Origin of the sequence: Pseudomonas sp. NFACC14, assembly GCF_900106885.1 — a bacterium.
Taxonomy (GTDB): Bacteria; Pseudomonadota; Gammaproteobacteria; order Pseudomonadales; family Pseudomonadaceae; genus Aquipseudomonas; species Aquipseudomonas fluorescens_AA.
Map to the genome: position 1 here is coordinate 14,838 of NZ_FNOA01000031.1, position 20,914 is coordinate 35,751.

16 protein-coding genes, 1 pseudogene and 1 riboswitch are annotated in these 20,914 nt (G+C 61.3%); of the genes and pseudogenes, 10 read left to right on the forward strand and 7 right to left on the reverse strand.

Annotated elements, in window-relative coordinates; translation table 11 throughout:
• Positions 1-32: 32 nt before the first annotated feature.
• The gene (locus BLU85_RS27945) at positions 33-866 is read right to left on the reverse strand and encodes an EamA family transporter (protein WP_092204922.1); all 834 of its coding nucleotides are present in this window, start codon (positions 864-866) and stop codon (positions 33-35) included.
• Between the two features lie 303 nt (positions 867-1,169).
• Here BLU85_RS27945 and BLU85_RS27950 point away from each other — a divergent pair, with 303 nt between their 5' ends.
• Together BLU85_RS27950 and BLU85_RS27955 are read left to right on the forward strand one after the other, a co-directional pair.
• Positions 1,170-2,330, forward strand: coding sequence for an MFS transporter (locus BLU85_RS27950; protein WP_092204923.1), 1,161 nt, complete (start codon positions 1,170-1,172; stop codon positions 2,328-2,330).
• A 246-nt stretch (positions 2,331-2,576) separates the two neighbouring features.
• A complete protein-coding gene (locus BLU85_RS27955; RefSeq protein WP_092204924.1) occupies positions 2,577-4,538 on the forward strand; it encodes a patatin-like phospholipase family protein in 1,962 nt (653 codons plus the stop codon).
• A 27-nt stretch (positions 4,539-4,565) separates the two neighbouring features.
• Here BLU85_RS27955 and BLU85_RS27960 read toward each other — a convergent pair whose 3' ends face one another.
• Both BLU85_RS27960 and BLU85_RS27965 read right to left on the reverse strand, forming a co-directional pair.
• Positions 4,566-5,447, reverse strand: a complete 882-nt coding sequence (locus tag BLU85_RS27960; RefSeq protein ID WP_092204925.1) for a formate/nitrite transporter family protein — start codon at positions 5,445-5,447, stop codon at positions 4,566-4,568.
• A gap of 254 nt (positions 5,448-5,701) precedes the next feature.
• Positions 5,702-6,103, reverse strand: a complete 402-nt coding sequence (locus tag BLU85_RS27965) for an acyl-CoA thioesterase (RefSeq protein WP_092204926.1) — start codon at positions 6,101-6,103, stop codon at positions 5,702-5,704.
• A gap of 190 nt (positions 6,104-6,293) precedes the next feature.
• Positions 6,294-6,400: riboswitch (S-adenosyl-L-homocysteine riboswitch) on the forward strand.
• A gap of 23 nt (positions 6,401-6,423) precedes the next feature.
• On the opposite strand from BLU85_RS27965, the gene ahcY reads away from it, so the two are divergent.
• From ahcY to BLU85_RS27990, 5 genes and pseudogenes are all read left to right on the forward strand, one after another.
• Positions 6,424-7,833, forward strand: coding sequence for an adenosylhomocysteinase (ahcY, locus tag BLU85_RS27970; protein WP_092204927.1), 1,410 nt, complete (start codon positions 6,424-6,426; stop codon positions 7,831-7,833).
• Positions 7,834-8,017: 184 nt separating this feature from the next.
• Positions 8,018-8,863, forward strand: a complete 846-nt coding sequence (gene metF, locus BLU85_RS27975; protein WP_092204928.1) for a methylenetetrahydrofolate reductase [NAD(P)H] — start codon at positions 8,018-8,020, stop codon at positions 8,861-8,863.
• Positions 8,864-8,949: 86 nt separating this feature from the next.
• Complete coding sequence (locus BLU85_RS27980) at positions 8,950-10,032, forward strand: hypothetical protein (RefSeq protein WP_092204929.1); 1,083 nt, start codon at positions 8,950-8,952, stop codon at positions 10,030-10,032.
• Positions 10,033-10,155: 123 nt separating this feature from the next.
• Positions 10,156-10,966, forward strand: a pseudogene (locus BLU85_RS27985) (substrate-binding periplasmic protein); the annotation flags it as partial.
• A 231-nt stretch (positions 10,967-11,197) separates the two neighbouring features.
• Positions 11,198-13,066 (forward strand): RNA helicase RhlE2, encoded by a 1,869-nt coding sequence (locus BLU85_RS27990; RefSeq protein WP_092204931.1) that lies wholly within the window; start codon positions 11,198-11,200, stop codon positions 13,064-13,066.
• Positions 13,067-13,309: 243 nt separating this feature from the next.
• Here the strand turns inward: BLU85_RS27990 and BLU85_RS27995 are convergent, their stop codons facing one another.
• The 3 genes from BLU85_RS27995 to BLU85_RS28005 form a co-directional block, all read right to left on the reverse strand.
• Entirely contained in the window at positions 13,310-13,906 is a 597-nt protein-coding gene (locus tag BLU85_RS27995) for a YceI family protein (protein WP_072405881.1), read from the reverse strand.
• A gap of 32 nt (positions 13,907-13,938) precedes the next feature.
• On the reverse strand, positions 13,939-14,490 hold the full coding sequence (locus BLU85_RS28000; RefSeq protein ID WP_072405882.1) for a cytochrome b: 552 nt from the start codon (positions 14,488-14,490) through the stop codon (positions 13,939-13,941).
• Between the two features lie 309 nt (positions 14,491-14,799).
• A complete protein-coding gene (locus BLU85_RS28005; RefSeq protein WP_092204932.1) occupies positions 14,800-16,554 on the reverse strand; it encodes a flavin monoamine oxidase family protein in 1,755 nt (584 codons plus the stop codon).
• Between the two features lie 224 nt (positions 16,555-16,778).
• On the opposite strand from BLU85_RS28005, the gene BLU85_RS28010 reads away from it, so the two are divergent.
• On the forward strand, positions 16,779-18,185 hold the full coding sequence (locus tag BLU85_RS28010) for an adenosylmethionine--8-amino-7-oxononanoate transaminase (protein ID WP_092204933.1): 1,407 nt from the start codon (positions 16,779-16,781) through the stop codon (positions 18,183-18,185).
• Positions 18,186-18,392: 207 nt separating this feature from the next.
• Positions 18,393-19,112 carry a 16S rRNA (uracil(1498)-N(3))-methyltransferase gene (locus BLU85_RS28015; RefSeq protein WP_072405885.1) on the forward strand — a complete coding sequence of 240 codons (720 nt, stop codon included), beginning with the start codon at positions 18,393-18,395 and terminating at the stop codon, positions 19,110-19,112.
• A 122-nt stretch (positions 19,113-19,234) separates the two neighbouring features.
• On the opposite strand, the gene BLU85_RS28020 is transcribed toward BLU85_RS28015, so the two are convergent.
• Positions 19,235-19,852, reverse strand: a complete 618-nt coding sequence (locus BLU85_RS28020) for a PAQR family membrane homeostasis protein TrhA (RefSeq protein ID WP_092204934.1) — start codon at positions 19,850-19,852, stop codon at positions 19,235-19,237.
• Positions 19,853-19,997: 145 nt separating this feature from the next.
• Between BLU85_RS28020 and BLU85_RS28025 the strand changes: the two genes are divergently transcribed.
• Positions 19,998-20,912: a LysR family transcriptional regulator gene (locus tag BLU85_RS28025; RefSeq protein ID WP_092204935.1), complete on the forward strand. Its 915-nt coding sequence runs from the start codon at positions 19,998-20,000 to the stop codon at positions 20,910-20,912.
• Positions 20,913-20,914: the final 2 nt, after the last annotated feature.

Here is a 20,914-nt window from a genome sequence, read left to right on the forward strand (position 1 = left end):
CTTCCTTTTTGAGTTTTATAGAGAATCGAGCGTCAGGCTTTCATCACCAGCATGCCAATCAGCACCAGCCCGCAGGCTAAGAGCCGCGGCCGGCCAAAAGGTTCTTTCAGGTAGCGCATGCCGAACAGCACCACCAGGATCACGCTGATCTCCCGCAGTGCCGCCGCTTCGGCGATCGAGCCCAGTTGCATGGCCCATAGCACCAGAGCGTAGCTGAACAATACGCAGAATCCGACCGCCAACCCCAGCCGCCACTGTTCGTGCCAGAACCCCATGAACGCCGGCCGTTTGCTCACCAACGCCAGCAAGGGGAAGGGCCAGGCGCTGAGCAACGTGACCCAGACCAGGTAATCCAGCGGATGGGACCAACGTCGCAGGGCATGGCCATCGATAAAGGTGTAGCAACCGATGCACAGGCCGATCAGCGCCACCACTGGCAGCATCGACCAGGGCAGCCGGTCGCCGCCACCGCCCTGCCACAACAGGCAAAGCATGCCGAACGGGATCAGCAAAATGCCGATGACCTGCTGGGTCGTCAGCGCTTCGCCAGCGAAAATAAACGTCAGGGCCAGCACCACCAGCGGCGACAGGCCACGCATCAGTGGATAGACCAACCCCAGGTCACCGACCCGATAAGCCTGGATCAGCAAATAGCGGTACAGCAGCTCGAACGCCGCCGAGGCCAGGATCCACGGCCAGATCTCCAACGGCGGCAATGCCACGAAACCCAGGGTCAACGCGACGAACAGCAGGGCGACGCTGTCCATGCACGCCACCACCAGCAAACGCTCGCCACTGAATTTGATCAGCGTATTCCACGCCGCATGCAACAACGCCGCTACCAACACCAAGGCCGTCGCAAGCACGGCACGCTCCTTGTCTTGTCCCTCCTCCCGTAGGCGCTGCCGAAGGCTGCGATCTTTTGATCTTTCACGCCAGACTCAATTGTCAGTGGAAAGATCGCAGCCTCGTTGCACTCGACAGTTCCTACGATCAGCGGGGCTCATGAATTGATTCGCGATCGTTTATACTTCAAGCCGACCACGCCGCACTCAGTTGCGCATACCCCTAATTCCAATAATCTCGCGGTTGTCCCGTTCACTCGAATAGGGGCGCCGGCATGCGTATGCCTGATCAGAGCGTCAAGACTACAGACAGAGACCCTGCGCATGCCACTCGCCTTGCTTGCTTTGGCCGTTGCCGCTTTTGGCATCGGCACGACTGAATTCGTCATCATGGGGCTGTTGCCCGATGTCGCCCGGGACCTGGCCGTGAGCATTCCCCAGGCCGGACTGCTGATCACCGGCTACGCCCTGGGCGTGGTGTTCGGCGCACCGGTCCTGGCGATCGGTACCGCCAACATGCCGCGCAAGGCCACGCTGCTGGGCATGACCCTGATGTTCATTCTCGGCAATGCGCTCTGCGCCCTGGCGCCGAACTACACCACGCTGATGGCCGCCCGGGTCGTTACTGCGCTATGCCACGGAGCATTCTTTGGCATTGGTTCGGTGGTGGCGGCCGGGCTGGTGGCGCCGAACAAACGGGCCCAGGCGATTGCCATGATGTTCACCGGCCTGACCCTGGCCAACGTGCTGGGCGTCCCGTTGGGCACGGCCCTGGGTCAATACGCCGGCTGGCGCTCGACCTTCTGGGCGGTCTCGATCATCGGCGTGATCGCGGCCATTGCCCAATGGGTCTGGCTGCCCAGGGAAATTCCCATGGACAAAGCCAACCTGGCCAGTGAGTTCAAGGTCCTGGGCAAGGTCAACGTATTGCTCGCCCTAGGCATGAGCGTACTGGCCTCTACCAGTCTGTTCAGCGTGTTCACCTACATCGCGCCGATCCTGCAGGACATCACCGGCGTCAGCCCCCACGGCATCACCGTCATGCTGCTGTTGTTCGGCGTCGGCCTGACGGCCGGCAGCTTCCTCGGTGGACGCCTGGCGGACCGGCGCCTGCTGCCTGCGCTGGTAGGCATGGCCCTGGCCGTGGTGCTGGTGTTGGCCGCGTTCAGCCAGACCAGCCGGTCGGTGATCCCGGCGGCAATCACCCTGGTGCTATGGGGCATCTTCGCCTTCGCCCTGTGCCCGATCCTGCAATTGCTGATCATCGACCAGGCCCACGAAGCACCGAACCTCGGCTCGACCCTGAACCAGAGCGCATTCAACCTCGGCAACGCAGCGGGCGCGTGGATCGGCGGCCTGGTGGTCGCCAGCGGCGCGGATCTGGCGGACCTGCCATGGACCGGAGCCCTGGTCGGCGGCCTGACGACCTTGACGGCGGTGTTCTTTATCTACCGGCAGCGGCGCTTGGCTGCCGTGGCCGTTTGAGGGCCCAAGAAATCTGCTCAGTCCTCGAGGGAATGGGCGGCGCGCTCAGTAGGAAAATATCCCAGTATGTGCAGGTCGTTTTACCTGCCGGCTGAAGGCCGCGTTCCAGAGCCTTTCGATTGAATGCCGCCGGGAAGTGTCGGCAAACGGCGGTTATTTTTCCAATTGAGTCATCAGGAAAAATTCCTTCAGGTTTTGTTTAAAGTTCGGCCCCCCCTACTCCCTGGGTCCAAGGAACGAACCTGAATGCCTTTATCACTATCAACCTCACCCACCAGCCTCCCTAGCCACAGCCCGTCGCGGTTCCAAGAGGTCAGCTCCGAGAAAACCAATTGCCGAAGCCAGGAATCAGCGAGCTCAGAATCTGGCAGCACGCTGCTATGCGGAGGGCCGGACGGGTCGACAACCATCACCCGGTACGACGATGGCAGGGTAAAAGTCAGCAAGAATCGGCCGACCATTGAAGAACTGAACCTGAGTGGTGGAGGTGCCAAGGGTGTGGTCATTTCCGGACTCGTGGAAGCACTCGAAGCCAACGGTGTCATGGATCTTATCCAGATGATCACCGGTTCGTCCGCGGGAGCCATATCGGCTGTTTTACTCGCCAGCGGCATGACCCACGCGGACTTCGACAGGATCTCAGACGAGGTTTCCCTCATCTCCTTGCTCAATAGCGCCGATCCTGTCGTTTCAGCCAGGCAGGATGGGTGGTCGAATTTAGGCAAGAAACTGAAGATGATCCCGTTGGCACAGCTGATTTGTGATCTGGTGCCGCGCCTGGGTTCCAAAGGGATGCCACTGGAGGAGCTGATCAGAACGGAATCTTGCGCGGCGCTTTTACAGCGTTGCGACAACGTAACGACACCGCTCTCCTCCCAGGCCCAGGAAGTCATCAACAGTGTGCGCGAGAAAAAATTTGTCACCTTCGGCGACTTGGATGTCCTGAGCAAAGAGATCCCCCAGATCAAGTCCGTGGAAATCACCGGCACCGTCATGGTGGAGGGGGGCGCGCAATTATTGGTTTATAGTGCGAAGACCACCCCGGATATGGATATCGCCGTGGCAGCGCATACCTCCGCAGCGCTGCCGGTAGTGTTCAGTAAACCGATCGTGCAAGGGCTCCCATTCCAGCGAACGGGCGAAACCACGGCGGTTGCCGACGGCGGCATTCTGAACAACACACCGATATCCGCCCTCTACAATCCGGTTCACCAAATGAGCCCGATCCCGGAAAAGGAACACTTGATCCTGGTATTCGAAGGTGGAGAGCCGGATCAAATAAGCCAAAGGGGGACGGGCATATCGGCCCTCGTTGACAAATTCATCGGGGCGCCTCATGCGGCTTACTCTGCGCTGAATGCCAAACAGATGAAGGGCTACGCCAACCAGACCGTTGTCGCTCCGCTGAATACCCCTAAAGGTGACCACAGAGGGCCGCTCGCTGGAACGCTTAACTTCAGCATGGCTGAGAAAAGAAAGAATTATCTCCAGGAAAAAACGCGCGAGGCTGTCCAGGTCCATCTGGACACACGCAATGCAACACAGCAAACCTTTTGGTTTGACTCGACTGAGGCAGCGCTGCTGGCACTGAGCGACAAAGAACTCGAGCAACTGGGTCCGGAACTGGAAAGAGACGAAACCTGCGCGCAAGTCATTGCCTTCAAGCGCCAGGCACAGGAAGCGTGGACGCAACTGAAAATCGCCATCCAAGAGGCGAATGAAACCTCCACCAGGCTGGAACCGAGCCCGCAAATCCGAATGGCCATTGGGACCCTCGATCAACTTGCAGATCAGCCCGACAAGCTGGAATGGCTGGCTAAACGGCTCAATCACAACAATGACCCGGACTTCATGCAGTACCTGCAGGCTGCCGCTCGCTGGGATAAAGACGCTTCCAGCGGGATTTCCACAGTCACGAGCCACGCCGTCGAGGAAATGAATCAGCGAGACCTTGCTACACGCGTCGATAACGTCGTGCGGTATGTGCTATATCCCTCGATCTTTCTGAACGGTCAAACCGACTGGAACGCAACGCTGATCAAGGGTGTCGTCCGAGACCTGGAAGATGTGCGCAGCAAAGAGGCCTTCAACAAGGCACTGGAGCGGGTTATCGCTAATTACGAATCGCGCTCCACCGGACTGTCCAATCCCAAATCGCACACCCGCACCACACTGATCAATATGTTGTACCCAGAACCGCTTGCCTGAACCAGAAACCTGCGTCCAGGTTTCCGGTCATTGTGAGTCCACACGCCGCCCATCCTCCGTAGAACGGTTGGCCTTGGGCGGCCCTTCCTCGCTGCGAATCTGCGCGTGGCTGAGCAAGGCAAAGATAAAGCTACCGCCGACGATGTTGCCGGCCAGGGTCGGCCCGGCGAACACCAGCCAGAAGTCCTTCCACGCCAGCTCCCCGGCGAACACCAGGTAGGACACTTCGGCCGAGCCGACGACGATGTGGGTGAAATCCCCCAGCGCCATGAGGTAGGTGATCAGAATGATGATCCACATCTTGGCGCTTTCCATGGACGGGATCATCCAGACCATGGTGGCGATCATCCAGCCGGAAATGATGCCCTTGGCGAACATCTGGCCGGTGTCGTTCTCCATGACCTTGCGGCCGATCTCCAGGAAAGCCTGATCGGTGCGCGGGTCGAAAATCGGCAGGTGCAGCATCACGTAGGCCACCAGCAAGGTGCCGCACAGGTTGCCCACCAGCACCACCCCCCAAAGCCGCAGCAACCGACCGAAGTTGCCCAGCGTGGGTTTGCTCATGATCGGCAGCACGGCGGTCAGGGTGTTTTCGGTGAACAGTTGCTGGCGGGCCAGGATCACCGCAAGGAAGCCGGCGCAGTAACCGAAACTGGCGATGACCTTGAAGCCCTCGTGATCCGGCAGCCGGGAGCTGAGCAAGCCCATCGCCATCAGCGACAGCCCCATGGTCAGCCCCGCCGCCAGGGCCGACCACCAGAGCGCGGCGATACTGCGCTCCAGCTCCAAATCGCCCTGGGTGCGGATGATTTCATGCAACACGGCCGCCCGCGGCGGCTGGTTACGGTCGACTTCGTGCTGCTCCTGAGCCGAAAGGTCAGGGGTCTTGCCGTCTTTATGAGTGTCCATGCAACTCCTGAACCCGTGGCGTGATGTACCTACGACACGCGGCGCCCGGAGCTGTTCAGTGGCACCCCAAACACAAATGTGGGCGCGAGCCTGCTCGCGATAGCGGTGGGTCGGTTTGCATCGGTGTTGAATATGCAATCGTCATCGCGAGCAAGCTCGCTCCCACAAAGGGTTCTGCGGTGAGGTCGAGATTCAGGTTTGCCGCCAACTCCCCTGTGGGAGCGAGCTTGCTCGCGATGAAAGCGCCGCCGATCTCACTCGACGACATCCTCCTTGAACTGGTCCTTGACGTACTTGATCTCGGTCCGGCCATGGGGCGCGGGCAAGCCGTCTTCGCCGAGGTTGACGAAGACCATTTTCTCCACGGTCAGGATGCTCTTGCGGGTGATCTTGTTGCGCACCTCGCAGGTCAAGGTGATGGAGGTGCGGCCAAACTCGGTGGCGGTGATGCCCAGCTCGATGATGTCGCCCTGGCGCGAAGCGCTGACGAAATTGATTTCCGAAATGTACTTGGTGACCACGCGCTGGTTGCCCAACTGGACAATGGCGTAGATCGCCGCCTCCTCGTCGATCCAGCGCAACAGGCTGCCGCCGAACAGCGTGCCGTTGGGGTTGAGGTCTTCGGGCTTGACCCATTTGCGGGTGTGGAAATTCATGATCACTCCTGAGCGTCTGGTCGATGGATTGCTGCATCATGGCAGACCGCACGGCCAGGCTCTACGTCGCGGGCCCTATGACGGTCATCGGCAATTTCGATTTGCCGACAGAAACCCTTTTGGAAGATCCGATTAGCCCGTTATAATCGCCCCGCTTTACCCGGTCCACCCGTTGGACCGGTCCCGCCACCTGTCCGAGGGGCGCTGCAGCAGGCTCGACCTGTCAGGCTCGGATGGGGCGTTGTTTGTACGGGCCTGCCCGCACGGACACTAAACGCACAACGGCGCCCATTCGCATACATTACGAATGGAGGCTCTTCATGAGCGCTGTTATCACGCCCGCAGCTTTTACCGATTACAAAGTCGCCGACATGTCCCTGGCTGCCTGGGGCCGTCGCGAAATCATCATCGCCGAATCCGAAATGCCAGCCCTGATGGGTCTGCGTCGCAAGTACTCTGGCGAACAGCCATTGAAAGGCGCAAAAATCCTCGGCTGCATCCACATGACCATCCAGACCGCCGTGCTGATCGAAACCCTGGTTGCCCTGGGTGCCGAAGTGCGCTGGTCGTCCTGCAACATCTTCTCGACCCAGGACCAGGCCGCTGCCGCCATCGCCGCCGCCGGTATCCCGGTATTCGCCTGGAAAGGCGAGACCGAGCAGGAGTACGAGTGGTGCCTGGAGCAGACCATCCTCAAGGATGGCCAGCCATGGGATGCCAACATGATCCTCGACGACGGCGGCGACCTGACCGAGCTGCTGCACAAGAAGTACGCCGCGGTACTGGACAAGGTACACGGCGTCACCGAAGAGACCACCACCGGCGTTCACCGCCTGCTGGACATGCTGGCCAAGGGCGAACTGAAGATCCCGGCCATCAACGTCAACGACTCGGTGACCAAGAGCAAGAACGACAACAAGTACGGCTGCCGTCACAGCCTCAACGACGCCATCAAGCGCGGCACCGACCACCTGTTGTCGGGCAAGCAGGCGCTGGTGATCGGCTACGGTGACGTGGGCAAGGGTTCGTCCCAGTCCCTGCGCCAGGAAGGCATGATCGTCAAGGTGTCCGAAGTCGACCCGATCTGCGCCATGCAGGCTTGCATGGACGGTTTCGAACTGGTTTCGCCGTTCATCGACGGGATCAACGACGGCACCGAAGCCAGCATCGACAAGGCGCTGCTGGGCAAGATCGACCTGATCGTGACCACCACCGGCAACGTCAATGTCTGCGACGCCAACATGCTCAAGGCCCTGAAGAAGCGCGCCGTGGTCTGCAACATCGGTCACTTCGACAACGAAATCGACACCGCTTTCATGCGCAAGAACTGGGCATGGGAAGAAGTGAAGCCACAGGTCCACAAGGTGCACCGCACCGGCACCGGCAGCTTCGACCCACAGAACGACGACTACCTGATCCTGCTGGCCGAAGGCCGCCTGGTTAACCTGGGCAACGCCACCGGTCACCCAAGCCGCATCATGGACGGTTCGTTCGCCAACCAGGTCCTGGCCCAGATCTTCCTGTTCGGCCAGAAATACGCCGACCTGTCGCCGGCCCAGAAAGCCGAGCGCCTGACCGTGGAAGTACTGCCCAAGAAACTCGACGAAGAAGTGGCCCTGGAAATGGTCCGCGGTTTCGGCGGCGTGGTCACCAAGCTGACCAAGCAACAGGCTGACTACATCGGCGTCACCGTCGAAGGCCCGTTCAAGCCGCACGCTTACCGCTACTGATCGGCGCTGCTCCCCTGTGGGAGCGGGCTCTTTTGTGGGAGCGAGCTTGCTCGCGATGCAGACACCTCGGCCCAACTGCCGTACCGGGGCGATGGCAATCGCGAGCAAGCTCGTTCCCACATGAGCCCGCCCCCACCTGGGATATGCAAGCCTCACCGGCCTACGAGTTTCCAAGGATATGACCATGTCCCAAGACCGTCGCTACAGCTTCGAGTTCTTCCCGACGAAGACCGATGCTGGGCATGAAAAACTGATTGCCACTGCCCGCCAGTTGGCCAGCTACAACCCCGATTTCTTCTCCTGCACCTATGGTGCGGGCGGTTCGACCCGCGATCGCACCCTGAACACCGTGTTGCAGCTCGAAAGCGAAGTCAAAGTTCCCGCGGCCCCTCACCTGTCCTGCGTCGGCGACAGCAAGGACGACCTGCGCGGCCTGTTGACCCAGTACAAGGCCGCCGGCATCAAGCGCATCGTTGCCCTGCGTGGCGACCTGCCGTCGGGCATGGGCATGGCCAGCGGTGAGCTGCGCCATGCCAACGAACTGGTGAGCTTCATTCGTGAGGAAACCGGCGAACATTTCCACGTCGAAGTGGCTGCGTATCCGGAGATGCACCCGCAAGCGCGCAACTTCGAAGACGATCTACGCAATTTCGTGCGCAAGGCCAATGCTGGCGCCAACAGTGCCATCACCCAGTATTTCTTCAACGCCGACAGTTATTTCTACTTCGTCGAACGTATCCGCAAGCTGGGCGTCGACATTCCTGTCGTGCCGGGAATCATGCCGATCACCAACTACAGCAAGCTGGCGCGCTTCTCCGACGCGTGCGGTGCAGAAATCCCACGCTGGATTCGCAAACAACTGGAAGCCTATGGCGATGACTCCTCAAGCATCCAAAGCTTCGGCGAGGAAGTCATCACACAAATGTGTGAGCGTTTGTTGCAGGGCGGCGCACCAGGGCTGCATTTCTATACCCTTAACCAGGCCGAGCCCAGCCTCGCGGTATGGAACAACCTCAAGCTGCCGCGCTGAATTGACTTAATGCGGTGGTACAAAGAGGCCTTGGCGAAAACCAAGGCCTTTTTTATTAAGCACAGACATCTGGAGGATCGCAGTAGATGCCCAATGGTCACAGGCTAACGACCCCACAACTCATTTATCTGGTCTACGGGGCCGAAACCTATCACCAGGAAGCGTTGTTCAGCATCGCCAGCGCATTGGCCGGTCTGCGCAAGACACCGGACCAAGCCTTGGATATCCAGGTGTTCACCGACAATCGCGCACCGTACGCAGGGCTGCCGGTGCGTCTGCGCCCGCTGGACAATGAAACCCGCCAGGCCTGGATCGAACCCCACGGGTATCACTTCCGTGCCAAGCACGTGGTGATGCGCAAAGTGCTCGAAGAAGCCGAAGTGGCGCTGCTGATCGACACCGACACTTTTTTCCATTGCTCCCCCCTCGAACTGTTTCGCCGGGTCCAGCCTGGCACGTTGCTGTGCAATGCCTTCGGCCTGACGTATGGCGCCAACAAGGACGCCGGGCTTTACCTGACACTGGCCGACACACTGCGCCAGCGGCAGCTCGCGGACGACGACATGCCGTTGTTGAACTCCGGGGTCATTGGTCTCAACTGCGTCGATGCGTCGGTCCTGGATCGCTCGATCGCCCTGATGGATGAGCTGTATCCATTGGCGAAGGGTGCCTACACGCTGGAAGAATTCTGCCTTTCGGTAGCGGCCTATCGCTCGGTGCGGGTGCGCGAGTGCCCGGACCTGATCCACCACTATTGGAGCCGCAAGCAGCTGTTCCGCGCCAAGACCAAAGCCTGGCTCGACAAACACGGTGCCGCACCGACTTGCCACCAGGCCCTGGATGAAACCGGCCAAGTCACCGCCACCCTGCCTCGGCCGCCGGCCTTCCAACGCCTGGCCTATAAGTTCATCACCCTGGGGCTGCCCAGCCATAAACGCCAGTTCATGCGCGAGATCCTCTATGGCTGCTATCGCCATACCAATGAGTTCGACCAGGCCTGCGCCCCGGTCTGGTGGGAAAAAGCCCTGCAGAACGTCGAACATCGCCTGGAAAAATCGCTGCAGGACCATGAACTCAAACGTTGGCTCGATCATCCGCTGATTCGCCTCGTGCTGGGTGAGCGCCGCGAAGCCATCTACGCGCATCTGATGCAGGCAAAAGGTAACTAGTGCCTGCATGGTGAGTTCGCCAGTTCAAATTCGCAGAAGTTGACTCACTCACCAAACAGGCCACCAGGGCACAGGCCAGAGCGCTCTAGCTATTTGATGAGCTCTCGTCGTAACCTCAGGCCCATGCCCGTCATTGTCCAGCTGCTGACCACCCTTCTTCTCTTGTGCCTGAGCGTGACCGCCCAGGCCGAAAAGTTGCGCATTGTCACCGAACCCTGGGCGCCTTATGTCTACGAAGAGAACGGCAAGATGCTCGGCCTGGACTACGAAACCACGGCCATTGTGTTCAAACGCCTGGGCATCGATGTGGAATGGCAGTTCCTGCCCTGGAAGCGGTGCCTGGCGATGCTGGAACAAGGGTTGGCGGACGGTGCGCTGGACATTTTCCACAGCGATGAGCGCGATGCCCTGTTGCTTTACCCCAGCGAACCGCTGTCGGACGTGGAGTTCGTGATGTTCTACGCCAACGCCCGCCCCCATCCGTTTCGCACGCTCGACGACCTGGGCGGCCTGACCGTTGGCACTTCGCCCGGTTACCTGTACAGCCAGGCCTTCCGTGAGTCGACCCTGTTCAAACGTGAAGCGGCGCCCACCCACGAAGCCAACTTCGGCAAGTTGCAACTGGGTCGGATCGACCTGCTCATCACCGACCGCAGGGTCGGCCGACATGTGCTCGAACAAATGCAGTTGGGCGACCAGATCACCGAAAACCCAGTGGTAGTGAGCCGTCAAAGCCAATACCTGGCGGTGCGGCGCAATGCCGGGATGGATTTGCTGGTGCAACGCTTCAGTGCCGAACTCAAGCGTTTCAAGCGCGAACCAGCCTATGCCGAACTGAGCGCCCGCTACGGCGCAGGCGCTATGACCAAGGCCACCTCGCCCGGCCGGGCCAGCACTGAAATAAACCGTTGAGCAGCAGGAAAGCGGCGCGAGGCGTTTGCTCTGTTATACTCCGGCCTTCCCGCCAGGCTTACGCCCGGACGCCCGGCCTTGCAAAAGGCATCCCGACACCGCTACAGCGCCGCCTACGGCCCGCGCGAGCCTTGTCCGGACCCGCCTTCGAGGCCCGGCAGGACCGGACGGGATGACGTCTTTTGGTTGAACGTCATTCGCGCCCGGCAAGACTATCCCATTGGGCCAGGCCCTCACTAAAACAGGATTACTCATGTCCTTTGCTTCCCTCGGTCTCTCCGAGGCTTTAGTCGGCGCCATCGAAGCCGCCGGCTATACCCAGCCTACCCCGGTGCAACAGCGGGCCATTCCCGCCGTGTTGCAAGGTCGCGACCTGATGGTCGCGGCGCAGACAGGTACTGGTAAAACCGGTGGTTTCGCCCTTCCGATCCTGGAGCGGTTGTTTCCCAACGGTCACCCAGACAAATCCCAGCGTCATGGCCCGCGCCAACCGCGCGTACTGGTCCTGACCCCCACCCGCGAACTGGCGGCCCAGGTACACGAGAGCTTCAAGGTCTACGCTCGCGACCTGAAGTTCGTCAGCGCCTGCATTTTTGGCGGCGTCGGCATGAACCCCCAGGTCCAGGCCATGTCCCGTGGCGTCGATGTACTGGTGGCCTGCCCCGGTCGCCTGTTGGACCTGGCCGGCCAGGGCAGCGTCGATTTGTCCCACGTTGAAATCCTCGTGCTGGACGAAGCCGACCGCATGCTCGACATGGGCTTTGTCCATGACGTGAAGAAAGTCCTCGCCCGCCTGCCCGCCAAGCGTCAGAACCTGCTGTTTTCGGCGACGTTCTCCAAGGACATCACCGACCTGGCCGGCAAGCTGCTGCACAACCCGGAGCGCATCGAAGTCACGCCGCCGAACACCACGGTCGAGCGTATCGAGCAGCGTGTGTTCCGCCTGGCGGCCAGCCACAAACGTGCCCTGCTGGCGCACCTGATTACCGCCGGCGCCTGGGAACAGGTCCTGGTCTTCACCCGTACCAAGCACGGTGCCAATCGCCTGGCCGAGTACCTGGACAAGCACGGCCTGCCAGCCGTGGCGATCCACGGCAACAAGAGCCAGAACGCCCGCACCAAGGCCCTGGCCGACTTCAAGGCCGGCGAAGTGCGTATCCTCGTGGCCACCGACATCGCGGCCCGTGGCCTGGACATCGACCAGTTGCCCCACGTGGTCAACTTCGAGCTGCCGAACGTCGATGAAGATTACGTTCACCGTATCGGCCGTACCGGCCGGGCCGGTCGTTCGGGCGAAGCGATCTCGCTGGTCGCGCCGGACGAAGAAAAGCTGCTCAAAAGCATCGAGCGCATGACCAAGCAGAAAATCGCCGACGGTGACCTGATGGGCTTCGATGCCAGCACCATCGAAGCCGAGAAGCCTGAAGTACGCGAACGTCCGGATGTGCGTAATCCGCGCAATGCCCGTGGCCCACGGGGCGACGGTCCGAACGGCGGCGGTGGTGGCGGCGGTCGCAAAGACAAAGGCAAGGACAAGGGCAAGGAAAAATCGGCCAGCAACAGCAACGGCCGCGGCGAACGCCCTGCCCGCGAGCAGAAGCCCCGCGAAGGCACCCCGGCTCGTGAGCAGCAGCGCCCGGCTCCGCGCGCCGCAGCCGATCGTGCCCCGGACGAGTTCCTGGATGACGATGTCGATAACTTCGGTAACCGCGTCGACTACGTGCCACAACAGAAACCGGCCCAGGGCCGCGGTCGCCGTCCGGGTGCCCCGGCACAGGGCGCAGGTGCAGGCGCTCCGCGCAGTGGCCAGCCACAGGGTCGCCAGAACGGTCCGCGCAACAGCAACGGCTCGTCTACCGGCACACCCCCGGCCAAGCGCAGCGGCCCACGCAACGGCGCCCCCCGTGACGGCCAGGCCCGTCGCGACGACACCCGCCCACGCCGCCCGGCCCGTGACGACCAGCCTCGCCAGGAACCCGCCGTGCAGAACCCACGCAGCAACCAGCCGAAGATCATGCACAAGGAATCGAAAGCCGATCGCTTCCCGACACCTGAACAGCTGGATCAACTGCCAAGCCGTCCACGGGGCGAGAAACCGGCATTGCTGACGCGCAATCGCTGAGTTTCCCCAAGCCGTGAAAAAGCCCCGGGTCTCGCGACCCGGGGCTTTTTTTGGCCCGACACATTCCAGATGTGGGAGCGAGCTTGCTCGCGATAGCGGTGTATCAGCCAAGATCAATGCGACAGAACTGCCGTCATCGCGAGCAAGCTCGCTCCCACAGGGTTCTCTGTGCTGCCCGAATCCGCGCAATAAAAAACGCCCCTGGTCCCAAGACCAGGGGCGTTTTTTTGTCAGGCGCGAAGGTTACTTCGCTTTGACACCTTCAAACGAGACGTACAGTTCGACCGCGTCGGAGGTTGGACCCAGGTCTTTCTGCTTGCCGAAGTCCGAACGCTTGATGCTGGTGGTGCCTTCGAAGCCAGCACGGTAGCCGCCCCACGGGTCCTTGCCTTCACCCAGGAAGGTGGCCTTGACCACGACCGGCTTGGTCACGCCCAGCAGGGTCAGGTCACCGGTCACATCGGCGGTTTCCTTGCCATCGGCGTTCTTGCCAGTCGGCTTGACGCTGGTGGAAACGAAGGTGGCCTTGCCGAATTTGCTGGCGTTCAGGAAGTCAGCGCTGGCGATGTGCTTGTCGCGCTCGGCGTGGTTGGTGAACACACTGGCGGTATTCACGTTGAACTCGATCTTGCTGGCTTCAGGCTTGGCGGCGTCGAAGCTGAACTTGCCGTCGATGTCCTTGAAGGTACCCGTGATGTAGCTATAGCCCAGGTGGCTGATCTTGAAGTCGACGAAGGCGTGCTGGCCTTCCTTGTCGACGACGTAGTCGGCAGCCATGGCCTGGCCGGCAGACAGCAGGGCAGAACCGATTGCCAGGGCGGCGAGCGTCTTTTTCAACATGCTTTCTATTCCTTTGGAGTCGAGGTTGAACATCAGGCTTGGCGCCCCAGCATTCGCTTGAGGGTCGCGTCACGGTCGATAAAGTGGTGTTTCAATGCTGCCAACGCATGAAGGCCGGAAAAAATGACCAGCGCCCATGCCAGGTAGAAGTGGATCTCACCGGCGACGTCTGCCTGATCGGGCAGTCCGGACACCAGCGCGGGCACTTCAAACAAGCCAAACACCGGGATCCCGACACCGTCTGCGGTGGAAATCAGGTAACCGGCGATCATCACGGCGAACAACCCGAGATACAGGGCGCTATGGCCAAGCTTGGCGCCGACGCGGGTCAGGCGGCCATAGGTCGGCAGGGTCGGCGGCGGCGGGCTGACAAACCGCCAGACCACCCGCAGCAACATGACCGCCAGCAGCACCAGGCCAATGCTCTTGTGCAGGTCCGGCGCGTCTTTGCGCCAGGTGCTGTAGTAATCCAGGCCGACCATCCACAGGCCCAGGGCGAACAGCCCGTACACCACCAGCGCAACGCCCCAGTGCACAGCGATACTGACCCAGCCATAGCGAGAAGAAGAGTTGCGAAGCTGCATTGCTCATATCCTGTAAAAACTGAGATCAAGACTAGCGAGTTATCTATCGATTTAAAGCGGAAATTTTCGCTTTGAAATATCGAGAAATACGATCATCAGTCTGGAAGGAGTGGGTTAAGGAAAGATTAAAGCCAATACGGTGTGTGATATCAGTTGCATCTGGAGTCCTCATCGCGAGCAAGCTCGCTCCCACAAGGACTGCGTTCGGCCTGCCACCGCCGCCCCATGTGGGAGCGAGCTTGCTCGCGATGGCGACTCACAGGTAAAAAAAAGCGCGGCTGACACGCCGCGCTTTTTCGTCACCGAGCCTTACTGAGCCTTGGTCTCAGTCGCTGCCGGTGTTGTCGCAGCCGGTTTCTTCGCCGGCGCGGCTTTCTTCACCGGCGCTTTTTTAGCCGGGGTCTTGGCGGCAGGTTTTTTCGCAGCCGGTTTGGTTGTGGTTTTCTTGGCGGGCTCAACCTTCGCCGGAGCCGCGGGTACTGTTGGCGCAACCGGCGCTGGAGCGGGTACCGGCGCAGGGGTTGGGGCTGGAGCAGGCGTTACCGGCTCTGGCGCCTTGACCGGCTCCGGCTTCTTGTCGTCATCTGAGCCACCAAACAGGTTGCTGAAGAAGTTGCCCTTCTTCGCCGCCACCGCACCGGCAGCTGCCGCAGTGGCAGCCGGTGCCACCTTGGCCGGTTCGAACGACTTGCCGGCCGCCAGGTCTTCAACCTGGCTGGCGGCCCGCTGGCCGCTGCGCAATGCGCCTTCCAGGGTGCCCGGATACAGGGTGTCGGTGTGTTCGCCGGCAAAGGCTACACGCTGCAACGGTTTTTCCCACAGGCGCCAGTACTTGCTGATCTGGCCCGGGCCAAAGGCCAGGTACGCGCCGCCCGTGGACGGGTCGGTGCTGTAGCGGCGGATTTCATAACCGGTGAACGCGCCACGGGCCTGTGGATAAAACGCGTGCAGGCGGATCAGCACCTGATCGACCATCTGCTTGTCGCCGAAGGCCTGCATCACCCGGGCGTTGTCGCCGGACAGGTTGATGACCACGTTGGCGCCGCCCTTCATGGCCGGCTCGATCCACATCATGCCCAGGCCGGCGTTGCTGTAGATTTCGCCCGACATGCGTGCCTTGCTGTCCCAGACGGGGGTCTTGAACTTGAGCATGATCTGGTCGCGCCAACCGTAGTTGGTGCCCTTGATCGCGCCTTGATGCTGGGCGTCCAGGGCCGGGGTCAACTGGATCTTGTTCAGCGCCCGCAACGGCACCGCCAGCACCACGTAGTCAGCCTGGTAACCCACGCTGCCGACCTTGACAGTCACGCCGTCCTTGTCTTGGGAGATGGCCGACACCGGCGAGTTGGTCTTGATGGTTTTCAGTTGCTTGACGAACGCCTGGGCCAGTACCGGACTGCCGCCGAGCAGGCGCGAGGCACGCAGGTCGCGGTCGGACACGCCGCGATAGACTCGGCTCTGCTGTGCGAAATACAGCAGTGACAAGCGCGAAGGTTCGTCATAACGGGTGCGAATCTCCTGGTTCACCAACTGCCGCGCCGTGGCCGGCAGTTGCAGACGGTCGAGCCAGTTGGACACGGTGATCTGGTCCAGGGCATGCAGGGTATTGTTGGCTGCGGGGTTCTGCGGGTCTTCGACGGAGCGCGCCAGGTCGTCCAGGGTGGTTTCGTAGCGCTTGAGGGCTTCGGCGGTGGCCGGCTGCTTGGTCGCCAGGTCGGCGGCGGTGAAGTAGGTGCCGTCGATCAGGTAGCTGGGGGTACGCACGAACTCCGGGGCCGGCGTGGTGCTCAGCTTGAAGGTCGAGACGTACTTGTTCAGCACCGGCTGCGTCTTCTCATTGCCGATCCACTCGCTGGTGGCCATGCCCGAGCGACCGCCCAGGTCCGGCTTGGCTTCCAGCAGCGTCACGGCCCAGCCTTTGTTCTGCAGCTCATAGGCCGCGGTGAGTCCCGCCAGGCCGCCGCCGATGACGATGGCCGTCGGTTGCTTGTCCTTGGCCAGCGCCGAAACGCTGAACAGCCCTATCATCACCAGCGCACAGGCGCGCAGCCAACCAGCAGACATTCAACGAACTCCGGAGTAAACGTAGGTAGTTTCAGTTTTTCGAGCCAGACAGCTCAGAAGAGCCGCGAAGAATACGACAGCCATCAAAGCGCCGCCAGCGGCGTCTATCGCCTCGCTCAAAGTAGCGTCAACGACACAATGGGTTGTCCCCAGGGCCGCCATTGCATAGGCTTGCGCGATTGTTTTGCCCGCGCCCGCCGCGAGCCGCCTCGAGGAGACTGTAAATGGGCCTGAATAACCAGTGGATGCAACGCGACCTCGCGGTGCTGTGGCATCCCTGCACCCAGATGAAAGACCACGAACAGCTGCCGCTGATCCCCATCAAGCGCGGTGAAGGCGTGTGGCTGGAAGATTTCGAAGGCAAGCGCTACCTCGATGCCGTCAGTTCCTGGTGGGTCAATGTGTTCGGCCATGCCAACCCGCGCATCAACCAGCGCATCAAGGACCAGGTCGATCAGCTGGAGCATGTGATCCTGGCCGGCTTCAGCCATCAGCCCGTGATCGAACTGTCCGAGCGCCTGGTGAAGATGACGCCCGAGGGCCTGACCCGGTGCTTCTATGCCGATAACGGCTCGTCCTGCATCGAAGTGGCGATGAAGATGAGCTTCCACTACTGGATCAATCGCGGCCAGCCGGACAAGAAGCGCTTCGTCACCCTGAGCAACAGCTACCACGGCGAAACCATCGCGGCGATGTCAGTGGGCGATGTGCCGCTGTTCACTGAAACCTACAAAGCGTTGTTGCTGGACACGATCAAGGTGCCGAGCCCCGACTGCTACCACCGCCCCGAAGGCATGGGCTGGGAAGAACATTCGCGCAACCTGTTCGCCGCCATGGAGCAGACCCTGGCCGAGCACCACGACACGGTGGCGGCGGTGATCGTCGAGCCGCTGATCCAGGGTGCCGGCGGCATGCGCATGTACCACCCGGTGTACCTGAAGTTATTGCGCGAGGCGTGCGACCGCTATGGCGTGCACCTGATCCACGACGAAATCGCCGTCGGCTTTGGCCGCACCGGGACGATGTTCGCTTGCGAGCAGGCCGGTATCACGCCGGATTTTCTCTGCCTGTCCAAGGCCCTGACCGGCGGTTACCTGCCGCTGGCGGCGTGCGTGACCACCGACGAGGTCTACAGCGCGTTCTACGACGACTACCCGACCCTGCGCGCCTTCCTGCACTCCCACAGCTACACCGGCAACCCGCTGGCCTGCGCGGCGGCCCTGGCGACGCTGGATATCTTCGAAGAAGACAACGTCATCGAAAACAACCAGGCCCTGGCCCAACGCATGGCGAGCGCCACCGCGCACCTGGCCGATCACCCGAACGTCGCTGAAGTACGCCAGACCGGCATGGTGCTGGCCATCGAGATGGTCAAGGACAAGGCCAGCAAAACCGCGTATCCGTGGCAGGAACGGCGTGGCCTGGCGGTGTTCCAGCATGCCCTGGAGCGCGGTGCATTGTTGCGGCCGTTGGGTAGCGTGGTGTATTTCCTGCCGCCGTATGTCATCACCCCCGAGCAGATCGACTTCCTCGCCGAAGTGGCCAGCGAAGGCATCGACATCGCCACCCGGGACAAGGTCAGCGTGGCGGTGCCGAAGGACTTTCACCCGGGCTATCGCGATCCGGGCTGAACCTCGGTCTTCTTGTTGGAACACTATTGTGGCGAGGGGATTTATCCCCGCTGGGCTGCGCAGCAGCCCTAAAACCGGATACCCCGGTGCTTCAGGCAAATCGCGTTGGATGTATTTGGGGCTGCTTCGCAGCCCAGCGGGGATAAATCCCTTCGCCACAGGTGCCGGGAGCATCCATAGCACCGTTAACTTTTTCAGAGATTCGACATGAGACTGTCCCGCTTCTTCATCGACGCCCCCCTGAGCCTCGGCGACCACGAACTGCCCGAAGCCCAGGCCCACTACATCGGCCGGGTGCTACGCATGGCCGAGGGCGATGCGGTGCAGGTGTTCGATGGCTCCGGCCAGGAGTTTCGCGGCACGTTGGCCGAAGTCGGCAAAAAGCGCGTGCGGGTGCAGTTGGACGAGCAGTTCGCCGGACAACTTGAATCGCCGTTGCGTATCCACCTCGGCCAGGGCCTGTCCCGAGGCGAGCGCATGGATTGGGCGATCCAGAAAGCCACGGAGCTGGGGGTCAGCGAAATCACGCCGATTTTCAGCGAGCGCTGCGAAGTGCGCCTCAAGGACGAACGCGCCGACAAACGCCTGCTGCACTGGCGCCAGGTGGCGATCAGTGCTTGCGAGCAGTGCGGGCGCTCGACCGTGCCGGTGATCCATCCGCCGCTGCTGCTGACTGACTGGTTGAAGCAGGCCGAGGCCGAACTGAAGCTGGTGCTGCACCCGGTGGCCGAGCCGCTGGTCAGTCATGAAAAACCGTCGACCCTGGCCTTCCTGATCGGCCCCGAGGGCGGCCTGTCGGATGCCGAGGTCGAGCAGGCCAAGACCGCCGGCTACCAGGCCGCCCGCCTCGGCCCCCGCGTGCTGCGCACCGAAACCGCGCCGGTGGTGGCCCTGGCCGTGGCGCAGCAGTTGTGGGGGGATTTCTGAAGATGCCCCCTGTGGGAGCGGGCTTGCTCGCGATGGCGGTGGGCCAGTCAACATCGATGCTGATTGATCCGACGCTATCGCGAGCAAGCTCGCGCCCACATTGAGTCCAGGTTGTTCAGGGGTCAGAGCACATAAAGCAGAATCGCCACGAAATGCAGCAGGCTGCCGGCGATCACGAACAGGTGCCAGATGCCGTGGGCGTGGCGCAATCGATGGTCGAGGGCGAAAAAGATGATACCGACGGTGTACAACACGCCGCCCGAGGCCAACCAGGCGAACCCGGTGCTGCCCAGGGCCGCCAGCAGGGGCTTGACCGCCACCAGCACGATCCAGCCCATCACGGCGTAGATCACGATCGACAGGATCCGCGCTTCGGAACGCGGCTTGATTTCCTGCAAGATACCAATCACGGCCAGCCCCCAGACGATCCCGAACAACGTCCAGCCCCACGGCCCGCGCAGGGTCACCAGGCAGAACGGGGTATAGCTGCCGGCGATCAACAGGTAGATCGAAAAGTGATCGACCTTCTGCATGATTTCTTTTTTGCGCCCGCGCACGCTGTGATAAACCGTCGAAGCGCTGTACAGCACCAACAAGGTGAACCCGTAGATCGCTACGCTGACGATCTTCCACGGATCGCCCGCCATCCCGGCGATCACCAGCAACCACACTGCGCCGATAAACGCCGCCACCGCCCCCACCAGGTGCGTCCAGGCGTTGAGTCGTTCCCCGTGATACATCCAATACCACCTCACATTTAGAAACAGGTGCCCAGGCTCAGGCTTGGCGCTGCAAAGTGCAATGGTTTGCTGCTACCCCCTGATTAACTCCTCCAGAAAGAGTCGATTGGGGCACAATCAAACCATACGAATAAGAGTCCGCCCCATGCTGATCGACGAAGAATTGACCCTGAAGAAACTGGAGGTGTTCCTGGCCTTCATGCGCACCGGCAACCTGGCGCGGGCAGCCGCCGAGTTGCAGACCAGCAATGTCAGTGTGCACCGGGCCATTCACTCGCTGGAAAGCGCCCTGCGCTGCCCATTGTTCAAGCACGAAGGTCGCAACCTCACACCGCTGGAAAGCGCTTACGTGCTGGAAGAGCGGGCGCAGAAGCTGATCCAGGACGTGGTCGACAGCGTGCGCCTGACCCGTGAGGCCGCCGGGTTCTCCGCCGAACGCTTCAAGCTCGGCTCGCTGTATTCGTTGACGGTCAAGACCGTGCCGCAGTTGATCATGGGCCTGAAGATCCGCCGCAGCGAACTCAATATCGACCTGATCCTGGGCTCGAACATCGACCTGCTGTACAAGCTCAAGAACATGGAGGTAGACGCGATCCTGATCTCCCTGGACGACAGCGTGAACGACCCGGACTGCGAACATATCGAGCTGTTTTCCGACGACATCTTCCTCGCCACGCCAGCCGACTCGCCCTTTGCCCAGCGCAACGAAGTCGACCTGGCCGAAGTGCGCGACGAAACCTTCATCACCCTCACCCAAGGCTTCGCCACCCACCAGGACGGCGTCCGGGTGTTCAAGCAGGCGGGGTTCGAGCCGAAGGTGGCGATGCAGGTCAACGACATCTTCACCCTGCTGAGCATGGTCAGCTCCGGGGTGGGCTATGCCTTGCTGCCGGGCCGGATCGCGGCGGTGTATGAAAACCGGGTGAAACTGATCCCGTTGCAGGAAAAGTACCGGTTGCAGCAGCACATCGGCGTGGTGTTCCTCAAGGCCAAGGAGCGGGATCCGAACCTGCTGGCGCTGTTGGCCGAGTGCCGGATGTATGCCAATCGCCAGGCCTGAAA